This is a genomic window from Serratia plymuthica NBRC 102599, from assembly GCF_001590925.1.
GTDB lineage: Bacteria > Pseudomonadota > Gammaproteobacteria > Enterobacterales > Enterobacteriaceae > Serratia > Serratia plymuthica.
In genome coordinates this window covers 1-26,974 of record NZ_BCTU01000020.1, presented here as the reverse complement: position 1 = coordinate 26,974, position 26,974 = coordinate 1, and the positions used below count along the sequence as shown (strand labels likewise).

At 58.3% G+C, this 26,974-nt stretch carries 28 protein-coding genes; 17 read left to right on the top strand and 11 right to left on the bottom strand.

What is annotated here, in order from left to right:
* Nucleotides 1-31: 31 nt before the first annotated feature.
* The 3 genes from SPL01S_RS13835 to SPL01S_RS13825 form a co-directional block, all read right to left on the bottom strand.
* Entirely contained in the window at nucleotides 32-1,012 is a 981-nt protein-coding gene (locus SPL01S_RS13835; protein WP_063200780.1) for a LacI family DNA-binding transcriptional regulator, read from the bottom strand.
* Between the two features lie 97 nt (nucleotides 1,013-1,109).
* Entirely contained in the window at nucleotides 1,110-2,417 is a 1,308-nt protein-coding gene (locus SPL01S_RS13830; RefSeq protein WP_004951273.1) for a 6-phospho-beta-glucosidase, read from the bottom strand.
* Entirely contained in the window at nucleotides 2,414-2,752 is a 339-nt protein-coding gene (locus SPL01S_RS13825) for a PTS lactose/cellobiose transporter subunit IIA (protein ID WP_041416656.1), read from the bottom strand. The genes SPL01S_RS13830 and SPL01S_RS13825 overlap by 4 nt, the downstream gene beginning before the upstream one ends.
* 356 nt (nucleotides 2,753-3,108) lie before the next feature.
* On the opposite strand from SPL01S_RS13825, the gene ppiA reads away from it, so the two are divergent.
* From ppiA to btsR, 3 genes are all read left to right on the top strand, one after another.
* Nucleotides 3,109-3,678, top strand: a complete 570-nt coding sequence (gene ppiA / locus SPL01S_RS13820) for a peptidylprolyl isomerase A (RefSeq protein WP_062868920.1) — start codon at nucleotides 3,109-3,111, stop codon at nucleotides 3,676-3,678.
* Between the two features lie 159 nt (nucleotides 3,679-3,837).
* On the top strand, nucleotides 3,838-5,523 hold the full coding sequence (locus SPL01S_RS13815) for a sensor histidine kinase (protein WP_037433755.1): 1,686 nt from the start codon (nucleotides 3,838-3,840) through the stop codon (nucleotides 5,521-5,523).
* Nucleotides 5,523-6,248 (top strand): two-component system response regulator BtsR, encoded by a 726-nt coding sequence (gene btsR / locus SPL01S_RS13810; protein WP_063200586.1) that lies wholly within the window; start codon nucleotides 5,523-5,525, stop codon nucleotides 6,246-6,248. Before SPL01S_RS13815 ends, btsR begins: the two co-directional genes overlap by 1 nt.
* On the opposite strand, the gene SPL01S_RS13805 is transcribed toward btsR, so the two are convergent.
* Nucleotides 6,249-6,527: a type II toxin-antitoxin system RelE/ParE family toxin gene (locus tag SPL01S_RS13805; protein WP_063200583.1), complete on the bottom strand. Its 279-nt coding sequence runs from the start codon at nucleotides 6,525-6,527 to the stop codon at nucleotides 6,249-6,251.
* A gap of 17 nt (nucleotides 6,528-6,544) precedes the next feature.
* Nucleotides 6,545-6,814: a hypothetical protein gene (locus SPL01S_RS13800; protein ID WP_062868918.1), complete on the bottom strand. Its 270-nt coding sequence runs from the start codon at nucleotides 6,812-6,814 to the stop codon at nucleotides 6,545-6,547.
* 229 nt (nucleotides 6,815-7,043) lie between these two features.
* Here SPL01S_RS13800 and SPL01S_RS13795 point away from each other — a divergent pair, with 229 nt between their 5' ends.
* The 3 genes from SPL01S_RS13795 (at nucleotide 7,044) to argD (ending at nucleotide 10,600) form a co-directional block, all read left to right on the top strand.
* Nucleotides 7,044-8,570: a helicase HerA-like domain-containing protein gene (locus SPL01S_RS13795; protein ID WP_037433749.1), complete on the top strand. Its 1,527-nt coding sequence runs from the start codon at nucleotides 7,044-7,046 to the stop codon at nucleotides 8,568-8,570.
* Nucleotides 8,571-8,675: 105 nt separating this feature from the next.
* Complete coding sequence (locus SPL01S_RS13790) at nucleotides 8,676-9,251, top strand: aminodeoxychorismate synthase component II (RefSeq protein WP_006328493.1); 576 nt, start codon at nucleotides 8,676-8,678, stop codon at nucleotides 9,249-9,251.
* 131 nt (nucleotides 9,252-9,382) lie between these two features.
* Nucleotides 9,383-10,600, top strand: a complete 1,218-nt coding sequence (argD, locus tag SPL01S_RS13785) for a bifunctional acetylornithine/succinyldiaminopimelate transaminase (RefSeq protein WP_062868917.1) — start codon at nucleotides 9,383-9,385, stop codon at nucleotides 10,598-10,600.
* 38 nt (nucleotides 10,601-10,638) lie between these two features.
* Here argD and SPL01S_RS13780 read toward each other — a convergent pair whose 3' ends face one another.
* Together SPL01S_RS13780 and crp are read right to left on the bottom strand one after the other, a co-directional pair.
* The gene (locus tag SPL01S_RS13780; RefSeq protein ID WP_063200580.1) at nucleotides 10,639-12,714 is read right to left on the bottom strand and encodes a YccS/YhfK family putative transporter; all 2,076 of its coding nucleotides are present in this window, start codon (nucleotides 12,712-12,714) and stop codon (nucleotides 10,639-10,641) included.
* Nucleotides 12,715-12,768: 54 nt separating this feature from the next.
* On the bottom strand, nucleotides 12,769-13,401 hold the full coding sequence (crp, locus tag SPL01S_RS13775; protein ID WP_004090925.1) for a cAMP-activated global transcriptional regulator CRP: 633 nt from the start codon (nucleotides 13,399-13,401) through the stop codon (nucleotides 12,769-12,771).
* Between the two features lie 379 nt (nucleotides 13,402-13,780).
* Between crp and SPL01S_RS13770 the strand changes: the two genes are divergently transcribed.
* On the top strand, nucleotides 13,781-14,188 hold the full coding sequence (locus SPL01S_RS13770) for an OsmC family protein (protein ID WP_004951254.1): 408 nt from the start codon (nucleotides 13,781-13,783) through the stop codon (nucleotides 14,186-14,188).
* Nucleotides 14,189-14,233: 45 nt separating this feature from the next.
* On the opposite strand, the gene SPL01S_RS13765 is transcribed toward SPL01S_RS13770, so the two are convergent.
* From SPL01S_RS13765 to SPL01S_RS13755, 3 genes are all read right to left on the bottom strand, one after another.
* On the bottom strand, nucleotides 14,234-15,103 hold the full coding sequence (locus SPL01S_RS13765; protein ID WP_004951251.1) for a phosphoribulokinase: 870 nt from the start codon (nucleotides 15,101-15,103) through the stop codon (nucleotides 14,234-14,236).
* 152 nt (nucleotides 15,104-15,255) lie between these two features.
* The gene (locus SPL01S_RS13760) at nucleotides 15,256-15,489 is read right to left on the bottom strand and encodes a YheU family protein (RefSeq protein WP_013814810.1); all 234 of its coding nucleotides are present in this window, start codon (nucleotides 15,487-15,489) and stop codon (nucleotides 15,256-15,258) included.
* A complete protein-coding gene (locus SPL01S_RS13755; RefSeq protein ID WP_062868914.1) occupies nucleotides 15,486-16,466 on the bottom strand; it encodes a hydrolase in 981 nt (326 codons plus the stop codon). The genes SPL01S_RS13760 and SPL01S_RS13755 overlap by 4 nt, the downstream gene beginning before the upstream one ends.
* Nucleotides 16,467-16,584: 118 nt before the next feature.
* Here SPL01S_RS13755 and SPL01S_RS13750 point away from each other — a divergent pair, with 118 nt between their 5' ends.
* The 6 genes from SPL01S_RS13750 (at nucleotide 16,585) to tauD (ending at nucleotide 21,546) form a co-directional block, all read left to right on the top strand.
* Complete coding sequence (locus SPL01S_RS13750) at nucleotides 16,585-17,187, top strand: LysE family translocator (RefSeq protein WP_063200577.1); 603 nt, start codon at nucleotides 16,585-16,587, stop codon at nucleotides 17,185-17,187.
* 10 nt (nucleotides 17,188-17,197) lie between these two features.
* Nucleotides 17,198-17,980 (top strand): PhzF family phenazine biosynthesis protein, encoded by a 783-nt coding sequence (locus SPL01S_RS13745; RefSeq protein ID WP_063200574.1) that lies wholly within the window; start codon nucleotides 17,198-17,200, stop codon nucleotides 17,978-17,980.
* A gap of 115 nt (nucleotides 17,981-18,095) precedes the next feature.
* On the top strand, nucleotides 18,096-19,091 hold the full coding sequence (gene tauA, locus SPL01S_RS13740; protein ID WP_063200571.1) for a taurine ABC transporter substrate-binding protein: 996 nt from the start codon (nucleotides 18,096-18,098) through the stop codon (nucleotides 19,089-19,091).
* Between the two features lie 9 nt (nucleotides 19,092-19,100).
* Complete coding sequence (gene tauB, locus SPL01S_RS13735; protein ID WP_006328482.1) at nucleotides 19,101-19,868, top strand: taurine ABC transporter ATP-binding subunit; 768 nt, start codon at nucleotides 19,101-19,103, stop codon at nucleotides 19,866-19,868.
* On the top strand, nucleotides 19,865-20,701 hold the full coding sequence (tauC, locus tag SPL01S_RS13730; RefSeq protein WP_062868910.1) for a taurine ABC transporter permease TauC: 837 nt from the start codon (nucleotides 19,865-19,867) through the stop codon (nucleotides 20,699-20,701). The genes tauB and tauC overlap by 4 nt, the downstream gene beginning before the upstream one ends.
* Nucleotides 20,698-21,546, top strand: coding sequence for a taurine dioxygenase (tauD, locus tag SPL01S_RS13725; protein ID WP_063200567.1), 849 nt, complete (start codon nucleotides 20,698-20,700; stop codon nucleotides 21,544-21,546). Before tauC ends, tauD begins: the two co-directional genes overlap by 4 nt.
* 26 nt (nucleotides 21,547-21,572) lie before the next feature.
* On the opposite strand, the gene SPL01S_RS13720 is transcribed toward tauD, so the two are convergent.
* A complete protein-coding gene (locus SPL01S_RS13720; RefSeq protein ID WP_062868908.1) occupies nucleotides 21,573-23,486 on the bottom strand; it encodes an ABC transporter ATP-binding protein in 1,914 nt (637 codons plus the stop codon).
* A 133-nt stretch (nucleotides 23,487-23,619) separates the two neighbouring features.
* Between SPL01S_RS13720 and kefG the strand changes: the two genes are divergently transcribed.
* The 4 genes from kefG to slyD all read left to right on the top strand — a co-directional run bounded on the left by kefG (nucleotide 23,620) and on the right by slyD (nucleotide 26,916).
* On the top strand, nucleotides 23,620-24,171 hold the full coding sequence (gene kefG / locus SPL01S_RS13715) for a glutathione-regulated potassium-efflux system ancillary protein KefG (protein ID WP_006328470.1): 552 nt from the start codon (nucleotides 23,620-23,622) through the stop codon (nucleotides 24,169-24,171).
* Nucleotides 24,172-24,173: 2 nt separating this feature from the next.
* A complete protein-coding gene (gene kefB, locus SPL01S_RS13710) occupies nucleotides 24,174-25,982 on the top strand; it encodes a glutathione-regulated potassium-efflux system protein KefB (RefSeq protein WP_004951226.1) in 1,809 nt (602 codons plus the stop codon).
* Nucleotides 25,983-25,997: 15 nt separating this feature from the next.
* Nucleotides 25,998-26,201, top strand: coding sequence for a YheV family putative zinc ribbon protein (locus tag SPL01S_RS13705; protein WP_004951224.1), 204 nt, complete (start codon nucleotides 25,998-26,000; stop codon nucleotides 26,199-26,201).
* Between the two features lie 124 nt (nucleotides 26,202-26,325).
* Nucleotides 26,326-26,916, top strand: a complete 591-nt coding sequence (gene slyD, locus SPL01S_RS13700) for a peptidylprolyl isomerase (RefSeq protein ID WP_063200564.1) — start codon at nucleotides 26,326-26,328, stop codon at nucleotides 26,914-26,916.
* The last annotated feature ends 58 nt before the right edge of the window (nucleotides 26,917-26,974 follow it).

The window sequence follows — 26,974 nt, the reverse complement described above, 5'->3', positions numbered from 1 at the left end:
TCAATGAAAGGTCGTGAAATTTTTTTGTGATCTATTTGCTTATCGTCACAATCGAGTCGCGGCTGATGATCGTCGGCGCGAAGCTGATGTGCGGGGTGGTCGGATCAATCAGCAGCCGCGTGGCGTATTGCGCCATCTCGGTAATCGGGAAATGTACGCTGGTCAGCGCCGGTCGCACGAAGGGCGCGCGCTCGCCGCTGTCGTAGCAGATCAGCGAGATATCTTGCGGTACCCGCAGGCGGTGCTCGTTGAGCGCCAGCAGCGCGCCGATGGCCATCTCTTCGTTACAGCAGTAAATGGCGGTGGGCAGGGTTTCCAGTTGCAGCAGTCGGTCGGCACAACGGTAGCCGCTTTCCAGGTCGTAAACCCCTTCCACGCAGGCCAGCGGCTTGATATGCGCAGCCTGCATCGCCTGTTCGAAACCCTGCAGCCGCAGCCGGCTGGAAATCCGCTCGCTTGGGCCGCTGATGCAGGCGATACGCCGGTGACCGGCCTCGATCAACTGTTGCGTGGCCATGCGGCTGGCGAGCGGGTGATCAAAGGTGACGCAGCGGTCTTCCAGACCGGGCACCAGGCGATCGAGCAGCACAAAGCTGCGTTGCTCCGCCGCCAGTTGGCGCAGTTGGTCGTCGCTGAGGAAACGCACGTGCAGGATCACCCCGTCACAGCGCAGGTTGAACAGCCGCTGGATTGCCCGCCATTCGTTTTCCGCGCTGCTGCGGCCTTGGGTCACCAGCAGCTGTTTACCCTGGGATTCGGCTTCGGTTTGCACAAAATCCATCAGCGCGCCGAAGAAACCGCCGCGATACGAGGTGGTGACCAGGCCCAGCGTATTGCTGTGGCTGGAGGCCAACGCGCGGGCGGCGGGGTTGGGGGTATAACCGAGCTGGGCTACCGCCCGTTCAACCTTCTCGCGGGTCGGGGCTTTAACGTTGGTATCGCCATTCACTACGCGTGACACGGTGGCGCGAGACACGCCCGCCAATGCTGCGACATCTTCCAGTGTCACCATCATCCGACTCCTGATTACGGCTAAAACCGGGTTCGGCGAACCGAACCCCTGCATAGTAGGTATAGCAATGTATCAGCAACCACGTCCCGCCAGGCGGTTATTTAAACTGCGGCAGATAAGGCGCATTCACCGCCAGCACCTCTTCCAGCAGCGGCTGCGCCACGTTGGCATTGGCCACCAGCGGATTGGTGACCAGCGCCAGCAGCCCGCTGCGACGATCGCCATGCACTGCAGCTTCGATGGTCAGGCGCTCGTAGGCCTTCACCTGCTGGGTCAGCGCGTGCATGGAATCCGGCAGCGTGCCGAAGGTCAGCGGGTGCGCGCCCTGCGCATCGACGATGCAGTTGGTTTCTATCACGGCATCGTCCGGTAAGCCGCGAATGGCGCCCCGGTTTGCGGTATTGACGACTAATTGCGTACCGAGATTATTATGGATCGCACGAATTAGCTCCAGCGCCACTTCCGAATAGTATGATCCACCGCGAAAACTCAGCTGTTCAGGCTTGCTGTCGAGCTGAGGATCGGCATACAGCTCAAACAGTTCTTTCTCCACCTTCATCACTTGCTCGGCACGGGTGCCGCGCTCGGCCGCCGCGGCCACTTCTTCGGCCAGCATCTCTTTGGTCTGGTAGAAATAGCGATGATACGGGCAGGGGATGGCACCTACGGCGCGCAGGAAGTCCGGTTGCCACGGCTCTTCCTTGATGTTGTTCATGGTCAGCGCCGCGCCGTCGCACAGCATGTCGATCACCTTGTCGGTTACGTCATGGCCGTTTTGCAGCACCTGATGCACCCACACCATGTGGTTCAACCCGGCGAACTGCAACTGCACGTCTTCATAGGCGCTTTTTAACATAGTGGCGATCATGTGGTGCATGCTGATCGGCACGTTGCACAGGCCGATAATTTTCGCTTTGGTGTAGCGGGAAACCGCTTCGGTGACGATGCCGGCCGGGTTGGTGAAGTTAATGATCCAGGCGTCCGGCGCCAGCTTTTCCACTCTGCGCGCAATATCCAGCATGACTGGGATGGTGCGCAGCGCTTTGGCGAAGCCGCCCACGCCGGTCGTTTCCTGGCCGATCAAATCGTATTTCAGGCCGAGACGCTCGTCGGCGGCGCGTGCCGGCAACTGGCCGACGCGGAACTGGGTCAGGACGAAGTGGGCACCGCGAATGGCGTCATCCAGCTCGAAATGCACGCTGACTTTCACCTGCTCCAGCCCATTGCGCGCCAGCATGCGCCGGGTCAGCGCGGCGATGATCTCTACCTTTTCGCGGCCCGGTTCAACATCCACCAGCGCCAATTCGGTCACCGGCAGTTCTTCGATGCGCTGGATTAGTCCATCGACCAACTCTGGCGTGTAGCTGCTGCCGCCGCCGATAACGGCGATTTTCAACGAATTCATGCGCGAGTCTCCAACAGTGCCTGACGGCGGTAAAGTTCAATCATGTCGTCTGCCAGATCCTGGATCACCATGGCGTTCATCAGGTGGTCCTGCGCATGAACGGTAATCAGGTTGATGGTCAGTTTGCCGCAGCCTTCATCCAGGCCGATCAACTGGGTCTGGATAAGGTGCGCCTTTTTCACCGACTGTTTCGATTCGGCCATGTGTTTGGCTGACGCAGTAAAGTCCCCGGCACGCGCCTGTTGCAGCGCCATCAGGGCACTGCTGCGGGCGCCACCGGAGAACACCAGCAGTTCCATGATGGTGCTTTCAAAATCGGGGCTGATTTCAGTCATCAATTCACTCACGTTATTTCTCCTGTTATCGCGCGACAGCGGTGCCGGCGGGCATACGTTAATCTCGGTCTCTCAAAAAATGAGAGCGCTCTCATTTATGTAGAGTAACGGGAATCGAGAACTAAACCGGGAGTTGCGTCGCAAAAAGCGACGAAGGTGTGAAAAGGGCAAAAAATGCGTGATGCAGTTGGCAAAAGGGGCCGCGGCGATCATACTTTCGGCAGTAAAAACGGCGACCGGCCAAGATATGCCCCTTCAATTGCGTAAATATAGGTAAATGGCTGGCACTCGCAGGTACAGCTCTTTAGAATCAAAGCGCTTTTCCGTTGTTTGTCTCTCAGAGAAAGGACCCGTTAATGTTCAAACGTACTTTAGTGACCTTCGTTGCGCTGTGTTCCCTGACAGCAATGACACCCGCAGCGTTTGCCGCCGGTGAAACTCATGTCATGCTGACCACCTCGGCAGGGAATATCGAATTGGCGCTCGACAGTCAGAAGGCTCCGGTTTCCACCAAGAACTTCGTCGACTACGTGAACAGCGGCTATTACAACAACACCATTTTCCACCGCGTGATCCCGGGCTTTATGGTTCAGGGCGGCGGTTTTACTGCGGATATGCAGCAAAAAACCACTAACGCGCCAATCAAGAACGAAGCCGATAACGGTCTGCGCAACCTGCGCGGCACCATCTCGATGGCGCGTACCGCCGATAAAGACAGCGCCACCAGCCAGTTCTTCCTGAACGTGGCGGATAACGCTTTCCTGGATCACGGCCAGCGCGACTTCGGTTACGCGGTGTTCGGCAAAGTGGTTAAGGGCATGGACGTGGTGGACAAAATTTCCCAGGCGCCGACCGGCAATGTGGGCCCGTACCAGAATGTGCCGAGCAAGCCTATCGTCATTTTGTCAGCCAAAGTGCTGCCATAAATTTTCTGTGCCGATCCCGTAGGGGTCGGCCGTTCCTTCGTTCCGAAGCTTTGCCTGCATCACTGTTTTCTTCCCCGCCGCATGTTTTAATAGCCCGCTTATAATCAGACCGGAAACCCGGCGTTGTGCCTTTGTTTTCTCTCGGAATGAGCGGCTGCCATGTTTGAATTTAACCAGGTTCTGCTGTTGTTGCAGCAGATGTGCGTTTATCTTGTCATTGCTTATTTACTGAGCAAAACTCCGCTATTCATTCCTCTGACGCAGGTGACCATCCGGTTGCCGCATAAGCTGTTGTGCTACCTCATCTTCTCGGTGTTCTGCATCATGGGCACCTATTTCGGCTTGCACGTCGAAGGCTCGATAGCCAATACCCGCGCCATCGGCGCCGTGCTGGGGGGCCTGCTGGGCGGGCCTTCGGTCGGTTTTCTGGTGGGGCTGACCGGTGGCCTGCACCGTTACACGCTGGGCGGCATGACCGACATCGCTTGTGCGGTATCCACGGTGGCGGAAGGGCTGGTAGGCGGGCTGGTACACAGCATCGCCATGCGCCGCAGGCGTATCGACCTGCTGTTTAATCCCTTGTTTGTCGCCGGCGTGGCGTTGGTCACCGAAGTGTTGCAGATGGCGATCATCCTGGCGATTGCGCGGCCGTTCGACGAGGCGCTGCGGCTGGTGGAGCACATTGCCTTGCCGATGTTGATCGCCAATACCCTGGGGGCGGCGATGTTCATGCAAATCCTGCTGGACCGGCGGGCGATGTTCGAGAAATACACCAGCGCGTTTTCCGCCAAGGCGCTGAAGATCGCCGAACGTACCGAGGGCATCTTGCGGCAGGGGTTCGATCAGGAAAACAGCATGAAGGTGGCGCGGGTAATCTATCAGGAGTTGGGCATCGGCGCGGTGGCGATAACCGATCGCGAGAAGCTGCTGGCGTTTATCGGCATTGGCGATGACCACCATTTGCCGGGCACGCCAATCTCATCGGGGCATTCGCACCGCGCTATCGACAACAACGAAGTGGTGTACGCCGACGGTAACGAGCTTTCCTACTGCTGCTCGATCAACCCCAACTGCAAGCTGGGCTCGACGCTGGTGATCCCGCTGCGCGGCGAGAATCAGCGGGTGATCGGCACCATCAAGCTGTACGAACCGAAAAGCCGGTTGTTCAGCACCATCAATCGCACGCTGGGCGAGGGTATCGCCAGCCTGTTGTCCGCGCAGATTATGGCCGGGCAGTATGAGCGTCATAAACAGCTACTGGCGCAGTCCGAAATCAAACTGCTGCATGCGCAGGTTAACCCGCACTTCCTGTTTAACGCCCTGAATACGCTGGTGGCGGTGATCCGCCGTGATGGCGACCGGGCCTGTGAGCTGGTGCAGTACCTTTCGACCTTTTTCCGCAAAAACCTGAAACGTTCGGATGACGAGGTCAGCCTGGCTGACGAGCTGGAACATGTGAACGCCTACCTGCAAATTGAGCAGGCGCGTTTTGCCGATCGGCTGGAGATCGCGGTTTCGCTGCCGGCAGAACTGTTGGCGGTGCGGTTGCCGGCCTTTTCGCTGCAACCGATCGTCGAGAACGCCATCAAGCACGGCACATCGCAACTGTTGGGCGTGGGACGGATTGATATCGGCGCGCGGCTTGAGGGCGAGTGTCTGTTGCTGCAAGTGACCGATAACGCCGGCTTGTTCCAGCCGCAGCCGAACAACAGCGGGCTGGGGATGAACCTGGTGGATAAGCGCATTCGCGTACGCTACGGCGAGGGCTATGGTGTGCAGGTGGCCTGCGAACCGCAAACATTTACCCGCATTACGCTCAACGTGCCGCTGGCGAGGGCTGCCTGATGTTAAACGTACTGATTGTCGATGATGAACCTTCCGCACGCGATAACCTGCGGCATTTACTGGAGGCGGAAGAGGGTATCTGCATCGTCGGCGAATGCGCCAACGCGATAGAAGCCATCAGCGGGATCCACCGCCTGCAGCCGGACGTGGTGTTCCTGGATATTCAGATGCCGCGCATTACCGGGCTGGAGATGGTGGGTATGCTCGATCCCAACCGCATGCCGCATATCGTGTTCCTGACCGCCTACGACGAGTACGCGGTGCGGGCCTTTGAAGAACACGCGTTTGATTATCTGCTGAAACCGGCGGAGCCGAAGCGGTTGAGCAAAACGTTGCAGCGCCTGCAGCAGCACCGTGGGCAGCAGAATATCGCCGCACTGGATGAGAGCGCCGGCTATCTGAAATACATCCCCTGCACCGGCCACAGCCGCATTTACCTGTTGCGTTTTGACGAGGTGGTAGCTGTCCGTTCGCGGTTGAGCGGGGTGTTCGTGGTGCGCAATGACGGCATGGAGTGTTTCACCGAACTGACGTTGCGGACGTTGGAGCTTCGCACGCCGCTGGTACGCTGCCACCGCCAGTATTTGGTCAACCTGGAGCAGGTACGCGAAATTCGCTTCGAGGACAGCGGCGCGGCGGAGATGATCATGCCGGCCGGAGAACCGGTGCCGGTCAGCCGCCGCTACCTGAAAGCGCTGAAGGAAGAGCTGGGACTGCGGGGATGATTAATTGGCGGGCCACTGACGGCGGGCATGCACTACGGCCAGCATAATGATTAACCCGTTGATTAATTCATAAACCAGGAAATAGGAATGATGAATAACCATTTCACGTGTACCGGGTACTCGGCCTGGTTTTCCACTGGACGGGTTTTGTGAGAGTCGTGTCGCAGTTGCTGAAATCAAGCTATCAATTTCTATCGCTGCGGCCGGATTCTTTGTTTCCAGGTAGTCATAAATTGCCATACGATCGGCAATTGCGGGTTCCGTCCACTTGAGTGTCACGATATTTCCTTATCGCATTACCTTGTCAGTTTTGACCTGCGCTCAGCGAAGTAGGCCTCAACGGCTTCATTATCAGTGATTTTTCCTTCATTAAGCGCTTTACGGCTTAAGTCCACTTTTTCCTGTAGCCACTGCTCATACTCTTTCTGATGAGTTTGCCGACTGACAAAATCACGCATGAAATCGCGCAACAACTGAGATGCGGTGCGATCGGCTGCTTTGGCTGCGCTGGCAAAGGCGATTTTTAATTCCTCATCCACTCGGATAACCACGGTAGATTCAGACATGATAATGACCTCGTATATACAACGTAAATCTTACTATATCACCGGTGGCTTATTGTTCAAGCAGGCAGAAACTGCTAGTACGAGGATCGGCGGAATCTGAAATTATTGGCTTTGCGGGCGTCTTGATGACGCCCTTTTTGTTTGTCCTTGACGGGGTTACGCCGCGCTTATAGCTTTATTGACATCAACAGGCGCTTTTCGCGCCGGGCCAGCGTCAAAGGAAAAGAAAATGAGTGAAGCACGGATTATCGCCAAAGCGATGAAAGACGGGAAACCGGTGCAGGATCTGGCGATCCTGCCCGCTTTGGCGAACCGCCATGGCCTGATTACCGGCGCGACCGGGACCGGTAAAACCGTGACGCTGCAAAGAATGGCCGAGCAGTTTTCGCGCATCGGCGTCCCGGTGTTCTTGTCGGACGTGAAGGGCGATCTGTCGGGGATTGGCGCGGAAGGCGTGCCCTCCGAGAAGCTGCAAGCGCGCCTGTCGGCGATTGGGGTTAGCGACTGGCAGCCGCAGGCCTGCACCCTCATTCCCTGGGACATCTACGGCGAGAAGGGCCACCCGATCCGCGCTACCGTTTCCGATCTGGGGCCGCTGCTGTTAGGGCGCTTGCTGGATCTGAACGATGTGCAAAGCGGCGTGCTGCAACTGGTATTCAAAATCGCCGACGACAATGCGCTGTTGTTGCTGGACATGAAAGACCTGCGTGCCATGGTGCAATACGTGGGCGACAACGCCAAACAGTTCCAGACCCAGTACGGCAATATCTCTTCCGCCTCGGTCGGCGCTATCCAGCGCGGGCTGCTGACGCTGGAGGAGCAGGGCGCCAATCAGTTCTTCGGCGAGCCGATGCTGGACATCAACGACCTGATGAAAACCGACGCCAACGGTCACGGCATCATTAACCTGTTGGCGGCGGACAAGCTGATCAATCAGCCGAAGCTGTATTCGGTGTTCCTGCTGTGGTTACTGGCCGAATTGTTCGAACACCTGCCGGAAGTGGGCGACCCGGAACAGCCGAAGCTGGTGTTCTTCTTCGACGAAGCGCACCTGCTGTTCAATGACGCGCCGGCGGCGCTGCTGACCAAAATCGAGCAGGTGGTGCGCCTGATCCGCTCCAAAGGCGTCGGCATCTATTTTGTCACCCAAAACCCGTTGGATATCCCGGACAGCGTGCTTGGCCAGTTGGGCAACCGCGTGCAACATGCCCTGCGCGCCTTTACTCCTCGCGATCAGAAGGCGGTGAAAGCCGCAGCGCAAACCCTACGCGCCAACCCGGCTTTCGATGCGGAAACGGCGATCACCGAACTGGGCGTGGGCGAGGCGCTGGTGTCATTCCTCGACGAGAAAGGGCGCCCTAACGTGGTGGAGCGTGCGATGGTGATCGCGCCGGAGTCCAAAATGGGCATGCTGGGGGCTGAAGGGTTAAACAGCGCAATTAACAAGTCACCGCTGTATGGCCGCTACGAGGATATGGTCGATCGTGAATCGGCTTATGAGAAACTGTCGTCGGAAGGGTTCGCCACCGTCGGCAGCCCACAACCGGGCCAGCCGGCGCAACAACCGCAGGCGCAGCAGCAGGCGGGCGGTGGCCTGATGGGCGGCCTGAACGAAATTCTGTTCGGATCCACCGGCCCACGCGGCGGCAAGCGCGACGGTATCGTCCAGACCGCCGCCAAGAGCATGGCGCGCGATCTCGGCCGCCAGATCCTGCGCGGCGTGCTGGGCTCGATCATGGGCGGCCGGAAAAAGTAAGCGGAAATTATCGATAGCGGCAGTATTGCAGGGGCGTTGTATACTGCGCCCGTGTAAATCGGGGCGAGATATTTGCCCCCTACGATGATGTCCGTTGGAAACACTATGCTGCTGTTGATCGATAACTACGACTCTTTTACCTATAACCTTTACCAGTACTTCTGCGAATTAGGCGCCGAGGTGCTGGTAAAGCGCAACGACGAGCTGCAACTGGCCGATATCGAACGGCTGGCGCCGCAGCATTTGGTGATCTCCCCTGGCCCCTGTACCCCGAACGAAGCCGGCATCTCGCTGGCCGCGATCCGTCATTTTGCCGGTAAATTGCCGATCCTCGGCGTTTGCCTGGGGCATCAGGCGCTGGGCCAGGCGTTTGGTGCAAAGGTGGTGCGCGCCCGTGAGGTGATGCACGGTAAAACCTCAGCGATCCGTCATCTCGACAGCGGCGTATTTCGCGGGCTGAACAACCCGTTGACCGTTACCCGCTACCACTCGCTGGTGCTGGAAGCCGCCACGCTGCCGGCCTGCTTTGAAGTCACCGCCTGGAGCGAGCGCGACGGCGTTCGTGATGAAATCATGGGTATCCGCCACCGTCAGCTGGCGCTGGAAGGGGTGCAGTTCCATCCGGAGAGCATCCTCAGCGAGCAGGGTCACCAACTGCTGGATAATTTCCTTAAAAGTTAATCGGTTAGTTTTTTTTTGCCGCCGAAGACGATTTGCGTTTGCCCTTTATTGGTTTTTTATGCATATTTTGTGATTATATTTTCACTTAATGGCAGTGAAAATACCGAATCACTTTTAGGGCGGACCCCATAATGACCGAAAAATACCCAGTAAGCCGCAGCACTTTTGATCAGGTTATCTTGCCTGTTTATGCACCTGCCCAGTTTGTCCCGGTGAAGGGCAAAGGCAGCCGCGTGTGGGACCAGCAGGGGAAAGAGTACATCGATTTCTCCGGCGGCATTGCGGTCACGGCGTTAGGGCACTGCCATCCAGCCTTGGTTGAGGCGCTGAAGCAGCAGGGCGAAACCTTGTGGCATACCAGCAATGTCTTCACCAACGAACCGGCGCTGCGGCTGGCCGGCAAACTGATTGATGCCACCTTCGCCGATCGGGTATTTTTCGCCAACTCAGGCGCGGAAGCCAATGAAGCGGCCTTCAAGCTGGCACGCCACTACGCCATTAGCCGCCACAGTCCGTATAAAACCAAAATCATCGCGTTTTATAACGCCTTTCACGGCCGTACGCTGTTCACCGTTTCGGTGGGCGGGCAGGCCAAATATTCTGATGGTTTTGGCCCAAAACCGGCAGATATCGTGCACGTGCCGTTCAACGATCTGGCGGCGGTAAAAGCGGTGATGGACGATCACACCTGTGCGGTGGTGATGGAGCCGATCCAGGGTGAAGGCGGGATCACCCCGGTGGACGCCGAATTCCTCAAAGGCGTGCGCGAATTGTGCGATAAGCACCAGGCGCTGCTGGTGTTCGACGAAGTGCAAAGCGGTATGGGCCGCAGCGGCAAGCTGTTCGCCTACATGCATTATGGCGTGACGCCGGATATTCTCACCACCGCCAAAGCGCTGGGCGGCGGTTTCCCTGTCAGCGCCATGTTGACCACCGAAGAGATTGCCTCGGTGATGCAGGTGGGTACGCATGGCACCACTTACGGTGGTAATCCGCTGGCCTGTGCGGTGGCGGAAGCGGCGCTGGACGTGATCAATACCCCGGAAGTGCTGAATGGCATCGAACAACGTCATCATCTGTACGTGCAGGCACTGCGGAAAATTGGCGAGAAATACGGTATTTTCAGCGACATTCGCGGCATGGGCTTGCTGATTGGCGCAGAGCTGACTCCGCCGTATCACGGCAAGGCGCGCGATTTCCTCACCGCCGCCGCCGCGCGCGGGCTGATGATCCTCAACGCCGGCCCTAATGTGATCCGCTTTGCGCCTTCTCTGGTTGTGGAGCTGAAAGACATCGACGATGGCATGGCGTTGTTTGAGCTGGCGGTGCAGGACGTGATTAACGCGTAATCTTATCTCGGAATGACAAGGGGCGCCGCAGGGCGCCCTTATTGATCGCGCAGTTTACGTTTCAGCCAGATGCCGTGATGCGGGCGCTGGCGCCAGGCCAGCGACGAAATGGTGTGCATGACGCTCAGGTGGGAGAGAATGCGGCGCAGGTGGCGCTCCATTTCGGTAACCGGCATTTCCGGGTGCAAATCCGGTGGCTGCATGATGCTGTTGCCGCTGCTTGGCCCGTCGTACTCCAGCCGCTGCTGGCAGCTTTGCAGCGCTATCTCGCAGGTTTGCAGATACTCCTGCGCCAGCTTGGGCGTCAGCATATAGTGCTCGCGCGCCAGAATGGTCATCGCGTTCAGGTGTTCGACAATAAACTGGCTGTGCGTTACCCACAGGCGCATATCCGCCAGATAGCTGGATTCAAACCCCGGTTCCTGCATTGCCTGATTCAATGAGGTGAACAGCGCGTTGTGCGCCTGGTTCACCTGCATGCGAGCATAGGCCAGCGCGCTGGGATCGGGTTCCTGCTCTTCCAGCAGCAGGCGCAGTGCCTGTTGATCTTTCTCCAGCGCCTGATGGGCGTTCTTGCGCAGCAGGCCGCTTTGCCACTGTGGCCACAGCCAGAGGGTGCCGCCGAACACCAACACGCAGCCGAGCAGGGTGTCGATAAGGCGGGGGATCAGGAAATGTGTGCCGTTCAGCGCCAGCAGTTGCAGGGTATAGACCGCCGTCACCGTAAAGCCAATCACCGCCAGCCCGTAGTTTTTACGCGAAACCAGATAGGCCGCCAGCGTAATGACCAGCATCACGCTCAGGGTCGCGCCCTCGGGCATTTGCAACTGCAGCAACCCGGCGGCGATCACCAGCCCGGCCAACGTGCCGAGCGCACGGTGCTGGATGCGAACCCGGGTGGCGTTGTAGCCGTTCTGGCTCACCAGCATGACGGTCAGCAGGATCCAGTAAGGTTTTGGCAGATTGAAAACCATCCCCAGGCTGCTGCCCGCCGCCAGCATTACCCCCAGCCGTGCCGCATTGCGCAGGGCGTTGGATTTAAACGACAGGTAGCTGAACAGCGCCGGCCAGAACGGCAGGCGGTTTTGATTGGCCATCAGGTCGCGACGGTATAACGGATGCTGGGTGCGCAGCAGGCGAGCGATGCGGCTGAAGTGGTAGTAACAGAACTGACCCACCGGATTGTCGGGGTGCTGTGCGGCCACTTTCTCCAGCGCCGCCAGCTCGTTGACCATACTGAAGCGCTGGGAGTATTGATGATAGAGAATATCGTGCGCCACCGTGCGCAGCCGGCCGGCAATCACCTGCGCATTGCGGCGGATAATCGCCTCGGCCTGGCTTTGCTCCACCAGTTTTTGCACTTCTTCCGGCAGGTGCAGGCTGACGGTAATGTGTTCTTGTAAATCCAGCGCGACCTGAAAGGTTCGCTGCAGGCGTTTTTGCTCGAGATTATTGGCGTGCGGCAAAAAGTTGAGCTGCTGATACAGCAGGCTGATCAGGTCCATCACTTTTTGCTGGCGCACCAGCAGTGGCGGTAACGCGGTTTGCGGATCGGTATGTTGGGTTAACAGGGAATACTTGGCTTCGAAGTAGTCCGCCAGTTCCAGATAAAGCTGGCTCAACGATTCGCGCATCGGCTGTTCTTTCCACAGCTTGAACCAGAACCAGGTGAACAGGCCGTACCAGGCGGTACCCACCACATACAGTAAGGGGGCGTACCACAGCGGCACCGTGCCGGCCATGCTGAGAGAAAAGATGGCGGCGATCAACGCGGCGGGGAGCAGGCGGGCATGTAACGGGCTGATCTCGCCGCTGACGCCGAGCAGCAGAGCCAGGCCGAGCATCAACGCCGGCAGCGGCAATTGCCACAGCAACGCCTGCTGCAGCAACAGGCTGCTGAGTGCAAACAGTGAGCCGCCGACGATCAGGCGTTTGAAAAAACGTTTGTGGGGCGTGTCCAGCCCGGCGATGTTACAGCAGGCGGGAACCAGGGAAAACAGCAGGCCGAGTTGCAGGTGGCCGATCAGCAGGCCAAAGAGCACCGGCAGACACAGCACCAGCGTTTGCCGCAGTGCGTAATTGACTTCCGGGTGGTAAATCAGTCGACGCCACATGATCGGTCGGGGCATAAAAAAACGGCGCGAATCATCGCGCCGTTTTTTCAGTGATTAACGTGTGCCGTAAACGACAATGGTTTTGCCGTGGGCGGAGATCAGGTTTTGATCCTCCAGCATTTTCAGAATGCGGCCGACGGTTTCACGTGAACAACCGACGATCTGACCAATTTCCTGGCGGGTGATTTTGATCTGCATGCCGTCTGGGTGGGTCATGGCATCGGGTTGTTTCGCCAGGTTCAGCAGCGTTTGCGCGATGCGACCGGTAACGTCCAGGAAGGCGAGGTTACCCACTTTCTCTGAGGTCACTTGCAGGCGGCTTGCCATCTGCGCTGACAGGCGCATCAGGATGTCCGGGTTGACCTGAATCAGTTGGCGGAATTTCTTGTAAGAAATCTCAGCCACTTCACAGGCGGTTTTCGCCCTGACCCAGGCGCTACGCTCCTGGCCTTCTTCAAATAATCCAAGCTCGCCGATGAAATCCCCTTGGTTAAGGTAGGACAAGATCATCTCTTTACCTTCTTCATCCTTAATCAGCACCGCGACGGAGCCTTTTACGATGTAGTAAAGCGTTTCGGCTTTTTCACCTTGGTGAATCAGCGTACTTTTGGATGGATATTTGTGGATATGGCAATGAGACAGGAACCATTCGAGTGTAGGGTCTGTTTGCGGTTTGCCGAGAACCATTCGCTGTTATCCTCTGTTGTTATCGCTGCCTTGTGTCACAGGGGTCAGAGTTCCCTGTAAAACGTGCTGTCGCCGTTGTTTTAAGGGTGGCTGGCAGCAGGTTTTGAGGCGTGTCATAAATATACGCTGTCGCTCTAGCATATTAACTTGCCGGGAGAGCTGCAAGCTACATTCTATTAACATACCGGTAAAGGAGCCTTTCTCTGGGAGTTTCCCTGAAATCAGTGTCCCGGAAAGATTTATTGCGGCTCTGTTTGTAGCACAGAGTGAGGCGGGTGTCTCGTGTTGTCTTGCTTGCGCATGACCAGCATCAGGTTCCGTTGCCAGTTTCTATGCGAAAGCGTACTCTGATTTTAAGAAATTAATCGGAGTGACCAATATGCAGGCAAGAGTTAAGTGGGTGGAAGGGTTGACGTTTCTGGGGGAATCCGCGTCTGGCCATCAGGTGTTGATGGACGGCAACGCCGGCGATAAAGCCCCCAGCCCGATGGAAATGGTGCTGATGTCGGTGGGGGGATGCAGCGCTATCGACGTGGTGTCGATCCTGAAAAAAGGGCGTAATGACGTGCGTGATTGCGAGGTAAAATTGACCTCCGAACGGCGTGAAGAAGTGCCGCGCGTCTTTACCCATATCAACCTGCATTTTATCGTGACCGGCAAAGATCTGACCGACAATATCGTTGAACGTGCGGTGAACCTCTCCGCCGAGAAATACTGCTCGGTGTCGTTGATGCTGAACAAGGCTGCCAGCGTGACTCACAGCTTTGAAATCCGCGACGTAGCGTAACGCGCAAGAATAAAGGGGCGCGGCCAACTGCCGCGCTCCGACCCATTACCCGATTTTTTTGCCTTCCAGCAGTTGCTGCACCAGCGGCGCCATGATCAGCTCCATCGCCAGCCCCATTTTGCCGCCCGGCACCACCAGCGTATTGATGTGCGAGATAAAAGAGCCTTGCAGCATCGCCAGCAGGTAAGGGAAATCGATCTGATCCAGCCCGCGGAAGTGAATCACCACGAAGCTTTCATCCAGTGAAGGGATGGCTTTGGCGGCGAACGGGTTGGAGGTATCCACCGTCGGCACGCGCTGGAAGTTGATGTGGGTGCGCGAGAACTGCGGCGTGATGTAGTTGATATAATCCTCCATCGAACGCACCACCGAATCCATCACCGCTTCACGTGAATGCCCGCGCTCGCCGGTATCGCGGATCAGTTTTTGGATCCACTCCAGGTTAACGATCGGTACCACGCCGACCAGCAGATCGACATGTTTGGCCACGTCGGTATGTTCGGTAACTACGCCGCCATGCAACCCTTCATAGAACAGCACGTCGGTCGGCGCCGGCAGCGCTTCCCAAGGCGTAAAGGTGCCGGGGACCTGGTTATAAGGCACCGCTTCGTCGTAGGTATGAAGATACTTGCGTGACCGTCCGGTGCCGTTCTTGCCGTACTCGATAAAGCTCTGTTGCAGCAGACCGAAGTCGTTGGCCTCAGGCCCGAAATAGCTGATATGACGACCCAGATCGCGCGCTTTGCGGATCGCCGCGTCCATTTCAGGCCGGGTATAGCGGTGGAAGCTGTCGCCTTCCAGCTCCGCCGCGCGGATGTTCAACTGCTGGAATATCTTGCGGAACGCCACGCTGGTGGTGGTGGTGCCGGCGCCGCTGGAGCCGGTCACTGCGATAACGGGATGTTTGGCGGACATGGTGGTTGTCACTCCGTGTTAAATGCGCCGGCGTCAGAGTAGGGTTATTGGTCTGTTTGACGCCCTTTTCGCCAAGGGCAAAATTCCGCGCGCGGGTTTGCAATGGTTCATTGTTACCTGATTTTTTCCGTCAGTCATAGAACCGGCAGGCACTAATTTTCTTCCTGCCCGGCACGGAACTGCCCGCGCGGCATGATGTTGATGGTTTCATGCAGTTCTGACCATACCAGCAGGACCTCGCCGTTTTTCAACTGGCGGCGAACGTCTTCCACTTTTTGCTCCAGCGAACGTTCGTGTTCGCCGTAGTCGGTGCCTTCGCGCAACACAAAGGATTCGATCAGGCTGTTCAGGGTCTCGGTTTCCAGTTCTTTCCAGGGGATAATCACGGTGCGGGTTCCAGATAAGGGGAAAGCCAGGATGGAATGCGGTATTCCAGCCACATGTGGGGTTTGTTCAAACTGCCGCCGACAAAGCCGACGTGGCCGCCAAACTCGGTCAGCTGGTATTCAATGTTGCGCGGCAGGCCGGCGATGTCGGGGATCACTTCGTCGGTCATGAAGGGATCGTCTTTGGCATGGATGATCAGCAGCGGCGTCTGAATGGCCGGTAACAGCGGCAGCGCGCTGCAACGGCGGTAGTAATCGGTGGCGTCGCTAAAGCCGTGGACGCGTGAGGTGATGACATCGTCAAAGTCGCGGATACGGCGCAGCGCCCGGAGTTGCGGCAGCTTGAGCGGCAGGGTGTCGGGGTAGTGCAGCAGCTTGCGGGTGGCGTTTTGTTTCAACTGCCCAAGCAGATAGTGCTGATAAACACGCGAGAACCCTTGATCCATTCGCAATGAGCAGGGCTCCAGCATCAAGGGTGCGGACACGATCACCGCCGCCTGCAACAGGCTGTCTGCCCCTTGCTGCGCCAGGTAGCAGGCCAGCATGTTGCCGCCGAGCGAGACGCCAACCGCCGCCGTCGGTACTTCGCCGTGAGTGGCGCGCAGCCACCGCAGAAAAAAGCGTGCATCCTCCGTTTCGCCGGAGTGATAGATGCGCTGTTTGCGGTTCGGTACGCCGCTGCAACCGCGAAAATGCATAACCACCCCGAGCCAGCCTTTTTCACGCCAGGCGTTGAGCAGGCCGTGAGCATAGGGGCTGTAGAAGTTGCCTTCCAGCCCATGGAACAGTACCACGCGCGGCTTGCCGGCGGCCTGCGCCGGATCTTCGCTCCAGGCGAGATCGACAAAATCGCCGTCGGGCAATTCCAGCCGCTGCCAGTGCGGTTTCAACCGCACGCGGCGGCGCACCAGCCGTGGCAGCAGCGTTTGCAAATGTGGGTTACTGGCGCCGGTCAAAGGGCGAAAGGATTCATGCATAACCTGAGTAAAAATCTTATTGGCGGCTATTGTCTGATCAATAGCGCACTGTTAGCTTCAATACCATGAGTTAACAATAATACTGCAAAAAACGCCCCGGGTGAGGAGCACCCGCTTCATGGAACCGAGTTTATTTCTTTCGCTGTTAGGCTTCCTGTGGGTTGCCGCGATCACGCCTGGTCCCAACAATATGTTACTGACCACCTCCGGCGCCAATTTTGGCTTTATGCGCTCACTGCTGTTGATGATGGGCATTATGCTCGGCATGCAAAGCATTTTGCTGCTGGTGGCATTCGGCGTCGGTAGCCTGATTTTGGTTTACCCTGCGCTGCACCTGATCCTGAAAGTCCTCGGTAGCCTGTACCTGTTATGGTTGGCGTGGAAAGTCGCTACCGCCGCCTATGAAAAGCTGGAAACCGACGTGGCGCCGCCGCAGCCTATACGGTTGTATCAGGGCTGGCTGTTGCAGTTCCTCAACCCCAAGGCCTGGCTGATGGCACTGGGCGCGGTGGCGAGCTTCAGTCTGGCGGGCGATAAATATAACGCTTCTATTATGGCTATTTCACTGGGTATTTTTGTGGTGAATGTCGTTGCCGGGGTGATTTGGCTGGGGTTTGGCACGGTGATTGGCCGTTTGCTGCGCAGCAAAAAGGCCTGGATCATTTTTAACCTATCCATGGGGCTGTTAACCGCGGCCTGTGTGTTACTTATCTGGCATTAAGGAATTGCGGATGATGGAAAATTACTTCCACGTAGTGGCGTTTACCGGCGAAGGCTTACGTGGCAATCCGGCGGGCGTATGCCTGCTGAAGCAACCCTTGTCGACTGCCGAGATGCAGGCCATTGCCAATGAGCTGTGCCTGCCGGAAACCAGCTTTGTCTGGGACGATGGCGACATGTCGGCTATTCGCTGGTTCACCCCGCAGCGTGAGGTGGATCTCTGCGGCCACGGCACGCTGGCGGCGGCGCATGTGATGTTCAGCGCGGTGAATCCGGCGCTACAGGATATCCGGTTTCGCTCGGCCGGCGGTGAGCTGTACGTTAAGCGTGATGCCGCCGACGGCGAACGGTTGATCCTGGATTTCCCTTCACGATTGCCGCAAAAGGTGGCAGAACCGGCTGGGCTGGCGGCGCTGCTCGGCGTGAAACCGCAGGACGTGTGGCAGGCCACCGCGTTGTTGGTGCTGCTGGAAAATGAAGCCCAGGTGCGGGCGTTGCAGCCGGACATCCCGGCGTTAATCGCGCTGGCCGGCCGTGCGGTCATCGTCAGTGCCCCGGGTAAAAAGGTAGATTTTGTCTCGCGTTATTTTACCCTCGACGGCGGTGAAGACCCGGTGACCGGCTCTGCGCACTGCACGCTGGCACCTTATTGGGCTGCACGCCTGGGGCGTCATAAGCTGCATGCCCGGCAGATTTCCGCCCGCGGCGGTGAGCTGTTTTGCGAATGGAAAGGCGATCGCACGCTGCTCGGCGGTTATGCACGGACGTTTATACGGGGTGAGTTATCGCTCTGAATGTCATGGCATATTCCTCAAGGTAATAACGAGGTTTTTTTTATTCTTTTATTGCTCGTCACCGCTCGGATAAAACTGTCAACAACTGAACAGACTTTTATCAACGGAGCGGATCATGGCGAGCAAACTCTTTTCATTACGCGGCGTAACGCTGCTGGTGTTATCGCTCGGCGCGGCCAGTGCGCAGGCGGTCGACGTTACCGTGGCGTATCAAACCTCGGCGGAACCGGCCAAAGTGGCGCAGGCGGAAAACAGCTTTGCCAAGCAGTCCGGTGCCACCGTTGACTGGCGCAAATTCGACAGCGGCTCCAGCGTGTTGCGCGCACTGGCTTCCGGCGATGTGCAGATCGGCAATATCGGCTCCAGCCCACTGGCGGTGGCCGCCAGCCAGAAACTCCCTATCGAAGTGTTCCTGATCGCCTCGCAGCTCGGCAGTTCCGAAGCGCTGGTGGTGAAGAAGGAGATTAAAGGCCCGCAGGATCTGATCGGTAAACGCATTGCGGTGCCGTTTATCTCCACCACCCACTATAGCCTGCTGGCTTCTCTCAAGCATTGGGGCATCAAGCCTGAACAGGTCAAGATCCTCAATCTGCAGCCGCCGGCCATCGCCGCCGCCTGGCAGCGCGGTGATATCGACGGTGCCTACGTCTGGGCGCCGGTGGTCAACGAGCTGGCCAAACAGGGCAAGGTCCTGACCGATTCCGCACAGGTTGGGGAGTGGGGGGCGCCGACGCTCGACGTCTGGGTGGTGCGCAAGGACTTCGCCGAAAAACACCCGGAGGTGGTGACCGCCTTTGCCGCCAGCGCGTTGAATGCCCAGAAAGCCTATCTGGCACAGCCGGAGCAATGGCTGAAAGACAAAAGCAATCTCGGCACGCTGTCCCGTCTGAGTGGCGTGCCCGAGGATCAGGTGCCGGTGCTGGTGAAGGGCAACACCTATCTGCCGGTGTCTGAGCAGATTACTCAGCTTGGTCAGCCGGTGGACAAGGCGATTCGCGATACCGCCGAGTTCCTCAAACAGCAGGGCAAAATCCCGCAGGTCGACAGCGATTACAGCGCCTATGTGACCGACCGCTTTGTGAAACAGGTGCAGGCTGCGCCGCAGTCGTAGGGGAGCCGCATGCTAAACGTTAACCATCTTTCAGCAGACTACCAGGGGCGCCCCGCACTGCGCGACGTCTCGTTCCAGATTGCCGCCGGGCAACTGGTGGTGGTGCTCGGCCCGTCGGGCTGCGGCAAAACCACGCTGCTGAATTTGATCGCCGGGTTTATCGAGCCTTCAGCTGGCAGCATCACGCTGGATGGAACGTCCGTTAACGGCCCGGGAGCCGAGCGGGGCGTGGTGTTCCAGCATGAGGGTTTACTTCCGTGGCGCAACGTGGTGGATAACGTCGAGTTTGGCCTGCAGTTGGCCGGTATCGGCAAGCAGCAGCGCCGCGAGGTGGCGCAGCAGATGTTGCAACGCGTGGGGTTGGCGGGTTACGAACAGCACTTTATCTGGCAACTTTCCGGCGGCATGCGCCAGCGGGTGGGCATTGCCCGTGCGCTGGCCGCCGATCCGCGCTTGCTGCTGCTGGACGAGCCGTTTGGCGCGCTGGATGCTTTCACCCGCGAGCAGATGCAGGAACTGCTGCTGACCATTTGGCGTGATACCGGCAAGCAGGTATTGCTGATCACCCACGATATTGAAGAGGCGGTTTTCCTCGCCAGCGAACTGTTGCTGTTGTCGCCGGGGCCGGGGCAGGTGGTGGAGCGCCTTTCGCTGAACTTCGGCCAGCGCTACGCCAACGGCGAGGCATGTCGGTCGATCAAATCCGATCCTGAATTTATCGCGCAGCGCGAATATGTGCTGGGCAAAGTGTTCCAACAGCGCGAGGCATTGCTATGAGCCTGCATTCCGCCCTCAAAGAGGTTGCCCAGCCGCAGATTGCGGCGCCGCGCCGTTTTCGCATACCGCGCAACCTGTTGCTGAGCGGCGTCACCTTGCTGGTGGTATTGGCTGTCTGGTGGGGCGTGACCGCACTGAACCTGATCAGCCCGCTATTTCTACCTGCGCCGCAGCAGGTGTTGCACCAGTTGCTGGTCATCGCCAGCCCGCAGGGCTTTATGGACGCTACGCTGTGGCAACATCTGGCGGCCAGCCTGGGACGCATTCTGGTGGCGCTGCTGGCGGCGGTGATTATCGGCGTTCCGGTGGGTATCGCCATGGGGCTGAACGACACGGTGCGCGGCATTCTCGACCCGCTGATTGAGATTTACCGCCCGGTGCCACCGCTGGCCTATCTGCCGCTGATGGTGATTTGGTTCGGCATCGGCGAAACCTCGAAAATTCTGCTTATTTACCTGGCGATCTTCGCCCCGGTTGCGCTGTCTGCCGTCGCCGGCGTGCGCAGCGTGGCACAGGTACGGGTGCGTGCCGCTCGCGCTTTAGGCGCCAACCGCTGGCAGGTGCTGCGTTTTGTGGTGCTGCCGAGCGCACTGCCGGAGATTTTGACCGGTATCCGCATTGGGCTGGGCGTCGGTTGGTCGACGCTGGTGGCAGCCGAACTGATCGCCGCTACGCGTGGTCTGGGATTTATGGTGCAGTCCGCCGGTGAGTTTCTGGCCACCGACGTGGTGTTGGCCGGGATCGGCGTGATTGCGATTATTGCATTTGGGCTGGAGCTGGGGCTGCGCGCCTTGCAGCGCCGATTGACCCCGTGGCATGGAGTACAGCAATGAACGAACGTCTGAAGATTACCCCGCTGGGGCCCTACATCGGCGCGTTGGTGGAAAACGTCGTACTGGCGCGGCCGTTGGGCGACGGCCAGTTTGAGCAGCTTTACCATGCATTGCTCAAACACCAGGTGCTGTTCTTCCGCAATCAGCCGATCACACCGCTGCAGCAGCGTGATTTGGCCGGGCGCTTCGGCGATCTGCACATCCATCCGGTTTACCCGCACGCCACCGACGTGGAAGAGATCATCGTGCTGGATACTCATGACGATAACCCGCCGGACAACGACAACTGGCATACCGACGTCACCTTTATCGAAAACCCGCCGCAAGGGGCGATACTGGCGGCGAAGACATTGCCGTCTTTCGGTGGCGATACCTTGTGGGCCAGCGGCATCGCGGCCTATGAAGCCTTGTCTGACCCCTTCCGGCAACTGCTGGCCGGGTTGAAGGCGGAACATGACTTCGCCAAGTCATTCCCGGAGCATAAGCATTTGTCGAGCGACGAGGAGCACCAGCGCTGGCAGGTGGCGAAGCAGAAAAACCCGCCGCTGCTGCACCCGGTGGTGCGCACCCATCCGGTAAGCGGGCGGCAGGCACTGTTCGTCAATGAAGGTTTCACTACGCGGATTGTGGATCTGGCGCCGAAGGAGAGCGAGGCATTGCTGAACTTCCTGTTTGCCCACATTACCAAGCCGGAATTCCAGGTGCGCTGGCGCTGGCAGGAGGATGACATCGCGATCTGGGATAACCGCGTGACGCAGCATTACGCCAACGCGGATTACCTGCCGCAGCGGCGCATCATGCACCGTGCGACCATTTTAGGAGATAAACCTTTTTACAAGGCGTGAAGCCGTGGGCGCAGCGTGCTGCGCTCCTACAATTCAAACTCGTTTGTCAGCTGTTCCAACTGCTCCTGCGCATCCAGCCAGGTCATTTCCGTCTCTTCCAGAGCGGATTTGGTCTGGCTTTGTTTTTGCAGGCACTCGGTCAGATCGGCCTTGCGGCTGATGTCATACAGCGCAGAGTCCGCCAGTTTCTCTTCTACCGCCGCCAGTTCGGCGCCCAGTTTTTCCATCTGCTGTTCCAGCTTGGCGATTTGCTTGCGCAGCGGCTGAGTCTGGGTGCGGAATTCGGCTTCGCGACGTTTCTGATCTTTACGCGCCTGTGCGCTGTTGCCGTTGTTTTCTTTCTCCGGCGCATCCTGCTGGTTTTCCTGCCGTTGCAGATCGCTCAGCCATTGCTGGTAGTCGTCCAGATCGCCTTCGAAAACTTCGACCTGGCCATCGTGCACCAGATAGAGGTCGTCGGTGGTGGAGCGCAGCAGATGGCGGTCGTGCGAGACCACCACCAGTGCGCCTTCGAAATCGATCAGCGCTTCGGTCAACGCCTGGCGCATGTCCAGATCCAGGTGGTTGGTCGGTTCGTCGAGCAGCAGCAGGTTAGGGCGCTGCCAGACGATCAGCGCCAGCACCAGCCGCGCCTTTTCGCCGCCGGAGAAACGCTCGGTGGCCTCGGTGACCTTGTCGCCCTGGAAGCCGAAACCGCCCAGGTAGTCGCGCAGTTGCTGTTCCAGCACCCGGGGAGCGATGCGGCTCAGGTGTTGCAGCGGCGATTCGTCGGCGCGCAAGAACTCCAACTGATGCTGGGCGAAGTAGCCCAGTTTGATGCCCTTCGCCAGGCCAATCTCACCGCTCAGCGGTTCCAGCGAGCCGGCCAGCATTTTGATCAAGGTAGATTTACCGGCGCCATTACGGCCCAGCAGGCCAATGCGCGAACCGGGCACCAGGTTGAGCTTGATCGATTTCAGGATCACTTTTTCGCCGTAGCCGGCGCTGACCTTCTCCATGCGCAGCAATGGGTTCGGCAAGCTTTCCGGCTGGCGGAAGCTGAAGCTGAACGGGTTATCGACGTGGGCCGGGGCGATAAGCTCCATGCGTTCGAGCATTTTAATGCGGCTCTGCGCCTGTTTGGCTTTGGTGGCCTGGGCACGGAAGCGATCGATATAGCTTTGCAGGTGCGCTACTTTCTCCTGCTGGTGCTGATACAGCGACTGCTGCTGCGCCAGTTTGGTCGAGCGTTGACGCTCGAACGAGGAGTAGTTGCCGGTATATTCGTTGATGGTCTCTTGTTCGATATGCAGGATTTTATCGACGATCGGATCCAGGAAGTCGCGGTCGTGGGAAATCAGCACCAGCGTGCCCGGATAGCCCTTCAGCCAGCGTTCCAGCCAAATCACCGCGTCCAGATCCAGGTGGTTGGTCGGTTCGTCGAGCAGCAGCAGGTCGGAACGGCAGACCAGCGCCTGCGCCAGGTTCAAACGCATGCGCCAGCCGCCCGAGAAAGCGCGCACCGGGCTTTGCAGTTGTTCGTTGGAGAAGCCGAGACCGTGCAGCAGGCTGGCGGCGCGGGAGCGGATGGTCCAGGCGTCGATGGCGTCCAGTTTGCCGTGCAGCGTGGCGATGGCGTGGCCGTCGTTTTTCTCGTTCGCCAATTGCAATTCGGCTTCAAGCTGGCGGAATTCGCGGTCGCCGTCGATAACATACTCAATGGCCGGCACGTCCAGCGCCGGCGTTTCCTGGTTGACCCAGGCCAGCGCCCAGTTAGTGGGGAAGGTGTGAGTACCACCGTCCGCGGCGATTTCGCCTTTCAGCAACGCCAGCAGCGTGGATTTGCCGCAGCCGTTTTTACCCACCAGGCCGACTTTCTGACCTGGATTAACCGTCGCCGTGGCGTTGTCCAACAGGACGCGGGTGCCGCGTCGGATTTGTAGCGAGGAGAATACAATCATAAAGCGCCGTATGTTCAGAGTATGTTAAATTGAGAGGATTCTAAGTTAACAGGACACAGACTGTCCTATTATTAGTCTTTGCGAAGCATGGTAACGGAAAACCGCTATCCTGACGACGCTTTGGAGGGGAATGATGTCGCAGCCGCCCAAGGTCTTGCTGCTGTATGCCCATCCGGAATCCCATGACTCGGTCGCGAATCGGGTTTTGCTTCGACCGGCGCAGCAGTTGGAACATGTCACCGTGCACGATTTATACGCGCACTATCCTGACTTTTTTATTGATATTCACCACGAACAACAACTGCTGCGTGAACATCAGGTCATTGTTTTTCAACATCCACTCTATACCTACAGTTGCCCTGCATTGCTGAAAGAATGGCTGGATCGCGTGCTGTCGCGCGGTTTTGCCAGCGGTATGGGCGGCAATGCGTTGGCGGGCAAATACTGGCGTTCGGTGATCACCACCGGAGAACCTGAAGGCGCCTACCGCACCGGCGGTTATAACCGTTATCCGATGGAAGATATCCTGCGCCCGTTCGAACTGACCGCCGCCATGTGCCATATGCACTGGCTGACGCCGATGCTGGTGTATTGGGCGCGTCGGCAGAAGCCGGAAGTGCTGGAAAGCCACGCTACGGCCTATGGCGACTGGTTGCGTAACCCGTTGCCGCAGGGAGGAAGGTGATCATGGAAGGCTCGACGTTACTGACCGCAATTTTGCTGTTCCTGTTCGCCGCGGTGGTCACGGTGCCCATCGCCCGCCGCCTGGGGATTGGCGCGGTGCTGGGCTACCTGATCGCCGGTATTGCCATCGGCCCCTGGGGATTGGGCTTCATCCGCGACGTGGATGAGATCCTGCACTTTTCCGAGTTGGGCGTGGTGTTCCTGATGTTTATCATCGGGCTGGAACTGAACCCGACCAAACTTTGGGAACTGCGGCGTTCGATCTTTGGCGTTGGCGCCGGGCAGGTGCTGATCACCGCCGCGGTGTTGGGGGCGCTGCTTTATCTGACCCATTTCGCCTGGCAGGCCGCCGTTATCGGCGGGATCGGGCTGGCGATGTCATCGACGGCGATGGCGTTGCAGCTGATGCGCGAGAAGGGCATGAACCGCAATGAAGGCGGCCAGTTAGGGTTCTCGGTGCTGCTGTTCCAGGATATGGCGGTGATCCCGGCGCTGGCCCTGATCCCTATCCTGGCCGGCGCCGGTGGCACCAGCGACGACTGGGCGGAAATCGCGATCAAGGTCGCGGCGTTCGGCGGCATGCTGATCGGCGGGCGTTTCCTGCTGCGGCCGTTGTTCCGCTATATCGCCTCTTCCGGGGTGCGCGAAATCTTCACCGCCGCCGCACTGTTGGTGGTATTGGGGGCGGCGTTGTTTATGGATACGCTCGGCCTGTCGATGGCGCTTGGCACCTTTATCGCCGGTGTGCTGTTGGCGGAGAGCGAATATCGCCATGAGCTGGAGATTGCCATCGAGCCGTTCAAAGGGCTGCTGCTGGGGCTGTTCTTTATCTCGGTGGGGATGGCGCTGAATATCGGCGTGCTCTATACCCATCTGGTCGAAGTGCTGCTGGGTGTGGTGCTGCTGGTGGCGATCAAGTCAGGGGTGCTGTACTCGCTGTCGCGCATCTTTGGCTTGCGCAGTTCGGTGCGTTTGCAGTTCGCCGGCGTGCTCAGCCAGGGCGGAGAGTTTGCCTTCGTGCTGTTTTCCGCTGCGGGGGCGCAGAAGGTGTTGCAGTCTGACCAACTCGCCTTGCTGTTGGTGGTGGTGACCTTGTCGATGATGACCACGCCCCTGCTGATGCAGATTATCGATCGCATCCTGGCCCGCCGTTACAACGCCCGGGATGAAGACGAAGAAACGCCGTATGTGGAGGACGACGATCCGCAGGTGATCATTGTCGGTTTCGGCCGGTTCGGCCAGGTGATCGGCCGCCTGTTGATGGCCAACAAGATGCGTATTACCGTATTGGAGCGCGATGTCAGCGCGGTCGGCGTGCTGCGTCGCTACGGCTACAAAGTGTATTACGGCGATGCCACCGAACTCGAGCTGCTGCGTGCGGCCGGCGCGGCGAAGGCCAAGTCGATTGTAATTACCTGCAATGAGCCGGAAGACACCATGGAAATCGTGCGTTTGTGCCAACAGCACTTCCCGGAGTTGAGCATCCTGGCGCGCGCACGCGGCCGCGTGGAGGCGCACGAACTGCTGCAAGCCGGGGTCAAGCAGTTCAGCCGCGAAACCTTCTCCAGCGCACTGGAACTGGGACGCAAGGCGCTGATGGAATTGGGTATGCATCCTCATCAGGCCTATCGCGCGCAGCAGCACTTTCGCCGGCTGGACATGCGTATGCTGCGTGAACTGATGCCGCCGCATCATGGCGATGTGGCGCAGATTTCCCGCGTGAAAGAGGCGCGGCGCGAGCTTGAAGAACTTTTTCATCGCGAAATGCAAAAAGAGAGTCGCCAGTTCGACGGCTGGGATGAATACGAATAATTTGGAGCACAGAAGATGTCCGCAACACGTAAAAGATTTATCGCCGGGGCGGTCTGCCCGAGCTGTAAGGCTATGGATACGCTGGCAGTTTGGCGCGAAGACCAGGTCGAAGTGGTGGAGTGCGTCAAGTGCGGCCATCACCAGCGGCAGACCGAACAACAGGTGGAAAAGCACGTCCGGCCGCAGGAGCAGGTCATCGGTATTTTCCATCCGGAGTAGCGTTATCGGGCGCGTTTTTTTATGCTGAAGGGTACAGCGGGGCAGATTTCCGATACAATCTGTCCGGTAAAGGCGCGGCACCCGATGATGGGCTGCGTCCAAGTGTCCAACGGTAGGAGATATCATGAAAGTAGCAAAAGACTTGGTGGTCAGCCTGGCTTACCAAGTACGTACAGAAGACGGTGTTTTGGTTGATGAGTCTCCGGTGAGCGCGCCGCTGGACTATCTGCACGGGCATGGTTCTCTGATTGCAGGTCTGGAAAAAGCACTCGAAGGCCACGAAGCAGGCGATCGTTTTGACGTTAATGTCGGCGCCAACGATGCGTACGGCAACTACGACGAAAACCTGGTGCAACGCGTGCCGAAAGACGTCTTTATGGGCGTTGACGAGTTGGAAGTTGGCATGCGTTTCCTGGCTGACACCGATCAGGGCCCGGTTCCGGTCGAAATCACCGAAGTGGACGGCGATCACGTAGTGGTTGACGGTAACCACATGCTGGCGGGTCAGAACCTGAACTTCAACGTGGAAGTTGTCGCGATCCGCGAAGCTACCGCTGAAGAACTGGCACACGGTCACGTACACGGCGAGCACGATCACCACCACGAGCACGGTGACGGTTGCTGCGGCGGTCATGGCCACGATCATGACCATGCGCATGACCATGATCAGGCTAAGAAAGGCGGTTGCGGTAACGGCGGTTGCGGCTGCCACTAATCGCGGCGCAGCAATAGCAAGAAAGGGCAGCCCTGGGGCTGCCCTTTTTTATGGGTTT